The organism is Alteribacter salitolerans (assembly GCF_016901055.1).
Classification (GTDB): domain Bacteria; phylum Bacillota; class Bacilli; order Bacillales; family Salisediminibacteriaceae; genus Alteribacter; species Alteribacter keqinensis.
Window position 1 is genome coordinate 152,745 of record NZ_JAFEUX010000008.1, and the last position, 6,856, is coordinate 159,600.

General features: G+C 44.9%; 6 protein-coding genes and 1 other RNA gene. 2 read left to right on the top strand and 5 right to left on the bottom strand.

Annotated elements, in window-relative coordinates:
• Positions 1-7 precede the first annotated feature (7 nt).
• The 4 genes from mnmA to JSY36_RS15805 form a co-directional block, all read right to left on the bottom strand.
• Complete coding sequence (mnmA, locus tag JSY36_RS15790) at positions 8-1,105, bottom strand: tRNA 2-thiouridine(34) synthase MnmA (protein ID WP_205167083.1); 1,098 nt, start codon at positions 1,103-1,105, stop codon at positions 8-10.
• Between the two features lie 16 nt (positions 1,106-1,121).
• Positions 1,122-2,264, bottom strand: a complete 1,143-nt coding sequence (locus tag JSY36_RS15795; protein WP_205167084.1) for a cysteine desulfurase family protein — start codon at positions 2,262-2,264, stop codon at positions 1,122-1,124.
• Positions 2,265-2,387: 123 nt separating this feature from the next.
• Positions 2,388-2,807: a cysteine metabolism transcriptional regulator CymR gene (gene cymR / locus JSY36_RS15800; protein WP_122896285.1), complete on the bottom strand. Its 420-nt coding sequence runs from the start codon at positions 2,805-2,807 to the stop codon at positions 2,388-2,390.
• Positions 2,791-3,435 carry a YczE/YyaS/YitT family protein gene (locus JSY36_RS15805; RefSeq protein ID WP_205167085.1) on the bottom strand — a complete coding sequence of 215 codons (645 nt, stop codon included), beginning with the start codon at positions 3,433-3,435 and terminating at the stop codon, positions 2,791-2,793. Before JSY36_RS15805 ends, cymR begins: the two co-directional genes overlap by 17 nt.
• A 245-nt stretch (positions 3,436-3,680) precedes the next feature.
• Between JSY36_RS15805 and JSY36_RS15810 the strand changes: the two genes are divergently transcribed.
• Positions 3,681-5,009, top strand: a complete 1,329-nt coding sequence (locus JSY36_RS15810) for an AAA family ATPase (protein WP_205167086.1) — start codon at positions 3,681-3,683, stop codon at positions 5,007-5,009.
• A 207-nt stretch (positions 5,010-5,216) separates the two neighbouring features.
• Entirely contained in the window at positions 5,217-5,918 is a 702-nt protein-coding gene (locus JSY36_RS15815; RefSeq protein ID WP_205167097.1) for an RsfA family transcriptional regulator, read from the top strand.
• A gap of 79 nt (positions 5,919-5,997) precedes the next feature.
• Here JSY36_RS15815 and ssrS read toward each other — a convergent pair.
• Positions 5,998-6,185: non-coding RNA, 6S RNA (gene ssrS / locus JSY36_RS15820), on the bottom strand.
• Positions 6,186-6,856 lie beyond the last annotated feature (671 nt).

Sequence of the window (6,856 nt, forward strand, 5' to 3'; positions counted from 1 at the left end):
TGAATGATTACTTTGTAATGACCTCGTCTATCGTTCCACCGCCCAGGCATACGTCCCCATCATAGAAAACGACAGCCTGTCCAGGTGTAATCGCCCGCTGTGGTTCTTTAAACGTCACAGTTGCTTCTGTGCTGCCGGTCAGTTCGACCGTTACTTCCTGGTCCGCTTGTCTGTATCTGAATTTCGCTGTACAGCTTAACGTCTTCCCTTCTACAGGCTCAATCCAGTTGATTTTAATGGCCTTTAATCCATCTGAATACAGGTTAGGGTGATCATATCCCTGTCCTACCAGGAGGACGTTTCTCTCCAAGTCTTTTCCTACGACAAACCACGGTTCTCCGGCCCCGCCGATACCAAGGCCGTGACGCTGACCGAGAGTATAATACATTAAACCATCATGGGTCCCTTTTACTTCCCCGTCTATGGTCTGCATTTCACCTGGCTGGGCAGGCAAAAACTCACTGAGAAATTCCTTGAAATTGCGCTCGCCTATAAAACAAATACCTGTGCTGTCTTTCTTTGAAGCTGTGGCGAGGTTCGCTTCTTTTGCAATTTCACGGACTCTGGGCTTTTCAATTTCCCCTACCGGAAACATTACATGCTGAAGCTGGTCCTGGCTTAAAGCATTCAAAAAGTACGTCTGATCTTTGTTATCGTCTATGCCGCGGAGAAGCTGCACTTTACCGTCTTCTCTTCCGATTCTGGCATAATGTCCTGTTGCCAGATAATCAGCTCCCAGTGATAAGGCATGATCCAGGAAAGCCTTAAACTTAATTTCCTTGTTGCACATCACATCCGGGTTTGGGGTGCGTCCCGCTTTGTATTCTTCAAGGAAGTATGTGAAGACCTTGTCCCAATATTCCTTCTCGAAGTTTACAGCATAATATGGAATTTCAAGCTGATTACAGACGCGGATAACATCTTCGTAATCTTCAGTTGCTGTACACACGCCATTTTCATCAGTGTCGTCCCAGTTTTTCATAAAAATGCCGATTACATCATAGCCCTGCTCTTTCAATAAATAAGCCGCTACAGAGGAATCTACTCCGCCGGACATTCCTACAATTACCCTGGTATCTTCAGGTGCTTTTTTTACTTGTGCCATCGTGTGCCACCTCCTGTTATTTTACTAAACGCTTTACTGTATTTGCTGTCTGTTTTGCAGCATACAAAACATCTTCTTCTGTTAATCCTTCACCAAAGCTGAAACGGATGGCCGACTGACTTCGGTCCGGATCATCAGGGAACATTGCTGAAAGTACATGGGAAGGCTGAACCGATCCAGCTGTACAGGCAGAGCCGCTTGATACAGCCACCCCTGCTATATCAAGGTTTGTGAGCATTGATTCAACATTTGCTCCCGGGAAGCTCACGTTTAAAATATGAGGCATACGGTCGTCACTGCTGCCGTTAACATAGAAAGTAAGATCTTGCTCTTCAAAAGTATTTAAAATTATATCCCGGTATTTTTCGTACGTTTCACGTTTTTGAATCCGTTTGTCCAATGTCAGCTGTACGGCTTTCTTCATCCCTGCAACAGCCGCCACGTTTTCCGTACCGGCACGGCGTTTACGCTCCTGTTCCCCGCCGTAAAGAGCCGGGCTCACAGACAGTCCTGCTTTTAAATACAAAAAACCGATTCCTTTTGGTCCGTTAATTTTATGAGCTGACACACTCATCATATCGACGTTCAGCTTCCTTACATCGATTTCTTCCATTCCAAAAGCCTGGACCGCATCTGTATGGAAAACAGCCGTATGATCTGTCAGCAGACGCCCAATCCCGAAAATTGGCTGGACTGTTCCTACTTCGTTATTTCCAAACATAACAGAAACGAGAATGGTGTCCTCTCTGAGTGCCTGCTTTACCTGCTCAACAGTAATCCTTCCTGACTCATCCACGGCCAGGTAAGTAACCTCAAACCCCTGTGTTTCCAGGTACTCAAAAGCATGCAGAATCCCGTGATGTTCGATTTCAGTTGTAATCAGATGACGGCCCTTCTCCTTATGGGCTGTCGCATAACCGATAACAGCAAGGTTATCCGATTCTGTGCCGCCGCTCGTAAATATAATCTCATCGAACCGGGCATTGATTGCGGAAGAAATACTTTCCCTTGCACTGTCCAGCCCCCGTCGTGCCTCTCTGCCGAAATGATGGATACTTGACGGGTTACCGAATGCTTCCTTGTAATAAGGCATCATTTCTTCAACAACTGCAGGTGCTACCGGGGATGTTGCTGCATGGTCCAAATAAATTCTCTTCAATATTAATCACCTCTCGGGCCGATAAATCGTCCCTTTACTCATAACAAAAGCGAGGGCTAAAAACAGGCCTCACTTTAGCCGTACATTTCACTATTCCTTCTGACAGTTACTGCAGAAAAGTCTCTAAATGTAAAACATATAGTATTCCTGATCTCCCTGATCTTCATATGTGGCAAGGTCGTGGAGAGTCGTATTGTCCAAAACATCTTTTACAGCGTCCCGGATCTTTATCCAAAGGTCCCGCTTTGCCGGTTCTTCATCGTCGACAACTTCAACCGGGCTGATCGGCCCTTCCAGAACCCGGATAATATCACCGGCTGTAATGTCCTGTGGTTCTTTTGCCAGCATGTATCCCCCATATGCCCCCCGCACACTCTTAACGAGCTGGGCATTTCGAAGAGGTGCTATGAGCTGTTCCAGATAGTGTTCGGATAATTTATGGTCCTTTGCAATCGATTTTAGTGAAATCGGACCTTCACCGTATTTTTTTGCCAAAGCCATCATAATAGTGAGTCCATATCTTCCTTTAGTGGATATTTTCAACGCTAATCCCTCTTTCCATTCTCCGGTCCATCCAGGTCTGACACAAAACCAGGCAGTGTCCCGTAACCGGGCCGATTGTTAAACTGAATATAATTGTTCCGAAAAAAACAGGGCCTCCGAGATACCAGCCAAAAGCTAATACAACGATCTCCATTAAGCCTCTGATACGCGAGGCCGTCATTCCTGTTTTCTCAGACACAGCAAGCATAAAACTGTCTCGCGGACCTGCACCGCAGCGCGGGCTGATATAAAGACCAATCCCAAATCCCATAATAAGAATTCCTGCAACAAGCATGAATCCCTGCCCAATAAGGGTACTCGGTGTAGTCAGGATGAACAGGTGAATATCTACAAAGACCCCGACAAGGATCATATTCAAATAGGCTCCTGCTTTCGGCCATTCTTTTGTTAACATGGTTGCCGTAATAAGCGTAATAAAACCCATAATTATTGTCCAAGTACCAATTGTAAGTCCAAATTGATTGGTCAGTCCGATATGAAGTACATCCCAGGGTGCACTTCCCAGATCTGCAAGAATTGTTAACGATATGCCCAGGCTCATAATGATCAACCCGATAATATAGACGGACCACCTGAAAAACTTCTGGTCCGGTACAGATGTCTTCATATTCTGCTCCTCCCGCCTGATAAAAGGAAACACTATCCATTCTTTTCAGACAGGTTTACTTGTATTATCATTTATCTTTCCTATATTATAGCACATAAATGTTCAATAAAAGGCATCCGTGGTATGATCAGACTGTTGTATAAACGTACTTGCAAAAGGCCTGAATACCCTTTACAGCCACTAGCATTTTAACGGTGTTTGAAGATAATTGCAATCATTAAATCCTAGATACAGGGGGAAAAATCATGGACTTGTTCGACTACCCTGAAAACAGTAAACCGAAAGGCCCTCTCGCTTCCCGGATGAGGCCCAGAACCATTGATGAAGTCATCGGCCAAAAAGGCATTATCGGAGAAGGCACTTTACTCCGCCGTGCCATTCAGGCCGACCGGCTGACAGCGATGATCTTTCACGGTCCCCCTGGAACAGGGAAGACAACATTGGCAAGGGTCATCGCCAATTCCACATCTGCCCGTTTTGAACAGTTGAACGCCGTTTCAGCCGGAATTAAAGATGTGAGGGCAATTGTTGAACGGGCAAAAGAGCGTCTCAAATATGAAGAAACGAAAACCATTCTGTTTATTGATGAAATCCACAGGTTTAATAAAGGACAGCAGGATGCCCTTCTTCCATTTGTTGAAGACGGGACGGTCATTTTAATCGGGGCTACTACGGAAAACCCTATGTTTGAAGTTAACCCCGCCCTTATATCCAGGTCTCGTCTTTTCAGATTATCTTCTCTGGAGGATGCCGAAATCGGGAATGTGATCGATCATGCGCTGGGTGACAAGGAGCGGGGATTTGGAGAATATCAAATCACTCTCGACCAAAATGCCCGCGATCATTTAATTGACGTAGCCAACGGAGATGCCCGCACGGCACTCAACGCTCTTGAACTGGCCGTTCTCACAACAGATCCCGATGAAGACGGGATCATCCGGATTGACCTTAATACAGCTGAAGCATCTATACAAAAGAGAGTCGTTCACTATGATAAACAAGGGGACAATCATTACGATACAATATCTGCTTTTATAAAAAGCATCAGAGGTTCTGATCCTGATGCCGCATTATACTGGCTTGCCAAAATGATTTATGCAGGAGAAGATGCGAAGTTTATTGCAAGACGTCTTTATGTTCACGCTGCTGAAGACGTGGGACTTGCGGACCCGAACGCCCTTCTGATCGCACAGGCGGCGGCACATGCTGTCGAGTTTGTCGGATTGCCTGAAGCACGGATTCCATTAGCAGAAGCTACGCTGTATCTGGCCACCGCTCCTAAAAGCAATGCTGTCATAAGTGGTATTGACAGTGCTCTTCAGGCTGTTGAAAAAGAAAAACGCGGTGATGTTCCTGTTCATCTTCGTGATGCTCATTACAAAGGAGCTTCAAAGCTGGGACACGGTGAAGGATACAAATACCCCCACAATTACGAAAATCATTATGTACCGCAGCAGTACCTCCCCGACCATCTTAAGAACAGGATATTTTACACACCTTCTACCAACGGGTATGAAAAAACGGTACAAAAACGTCTGGATTACTTTGAAGACCGTAAACAGAATAAGAAATAAAAGTGTTTAAAGATCGCCAGTTTCTTTAAGAGGGCGGCCCACAGGGAAGATGTTTCCTTGTTGGCCGCCCTGTTTGCTGTTCACTAGAAGGTGAAAGCTACCATATTGGAAGAAGCTAGTAATTTTTAGTGAGTCTGGTATATTTACTCTTTTATATGACCATGTTAGTAGTAAATCGTGAATCTTAACCAAAGAAAGGATTGTGCAATCATGAAAGTAAGACAAGATGCATGGTCACAAGAAGATGATCTGCTGCTGGCTGAAACTGTATTAAGACATATCCGTGAAGGAAGCACCCAGCTTAACGCATTTGATGAAGTAGGGGATGCCCTTAACAGAACATCAGCTGCCTGTGGCTTCCGCTGGAACGCTGTTGTGCGTAATAAATACGACGACGCAATCAAACTAGCAAAAAAACACCGGAAAGAACGTAAACGCCGTTTGGCTCACGATGCCAAGCCTGTTACAACCCCTTCAGTTAGTGAACCTTCAGCTATCGAAAAAACCTACCGCCCTGAAGAACCCTATCAGGTGGCAGAGGAAGCTGAATTGGTTGAAGTGACTCTTCCGCCGGTTACACACCGTAAACGGGAAATGACTCTCACTGACGTAATCGAGTTCCTTGAGCGCATGGCACAAAACAACTACATGTCTGCTACTGCCAAAGTGGAAAACGACAGACTTGTAAGGGAAAATGATTTTCTTAACCGTAAAGTAGCCGAGCTGGAGGATCGTTTAAAAGAACTGGAAGAAGAGCATAAAGTGGTCGAAGAGGATTATCAATCCATTATACAGATTATGAACCGTGCCAGACGGATGGCTCTTCTTGAGGAGGAAGTAAGCGAAGATCGCGCAGCTCCTGCATTTAAGATGGATAAAAACGGAAATCTCGAGAAAATTGCAAAATAAAAAAACTGCCCTTACAACAGGGCAGTTTTTTTGCAGTTAAAATCCCGCTAATGATTAACGGGAGAGAATTAAAGTGGATAAGGATCCCGGTATAGCCGTTTTTTCTACTCTTGTTTTGAACCTGCAATAGCAGGTGGGTGCTTTGTCTTTCGCTTCACGCTTCCTCTATGTACTGCAAGGCCTGCACTCCACGCAAGAACGAGTAAAGCTCCCTATGTTCTTGTGTTGGCTCAAAACGTTGAGTTACCACGGTCAATCTAGGACCCTTATGATTAAACCTCGTATGTGAGAGATTCAATCTTTGTCTTATTATATGTAGTACCCTCTCAGATCATGAATAAACACTTTTTTCTGACTTTTTTCATTTCAGGACTATAGTCGCAGTGTGATCTGTTTTTATGTTTTAAAAAAATTTAGGATCCCCCTGTTAGGCAGGGTGCTAAACCCCTCCTTTTATTTCGGCAGCTTCGTTGAACGGAATACGCTCCCTTTCCGCGGACTCGCGCCGAGCCTCCTCGGGGCTTTGCCCCTGCGGGGTCTCGCCTTTCTCGCACTTTTGCAGGAGTGTCGCGTATTACGTTCAACTCCGCACGATGCGCTGTAAGAATCAGAAGATATAGAGACCACAGCCGAATAATACCGCAAACAAGTTTGCAAACGCCATGGTGAGAATTAATGTTCATGAACGTCTGTTTTCATAAAGATTGTTGCTCTAGCTAAAAAAGTATTGAAGCCGAAGTGCCTGAGACTCCCTCGGGAAAAGTTGATGTACCAGGGGTTAAGATCCCTTCTAGTTCTTTTAAAAAAATTATTTATTGAGGTGGTGATCCAATACTCTTCTTACCTTTTCTAATTTTAGAAAAGAAAGGGAGTGAGATTGACGCGTCGCGGTAGGAGATTGGAAATCATCTCCTTATTCCGATATAGGCACATAGGAT

What these genes read in the sequence shown, in the direction of transcription:
- mnmA (WP_205167083.1), bottom strand. Translation starts at nt 1,105, where the DNA reads ATGGCACAAGTAAAAAAAGCACCTGAAGATACCAGGGTAATTGTAGGA.
- JSY36_RS15805 (WP_205167085.1), bottom strand. Translation starts at nt 3,435, where the DNA reads ATGAAGACATCTGTACCGGACCAGAAGTTTTTCAGGTGGTCCGTCTAT.
- JSY36_RS15810 (WP_205167086.1), top strand. Translation starts at nt 3,681, where the DNA reads ATGGACTTGTTCGACTACCCTGAAAACAGTAAACCGAAAGGCCCTCTC.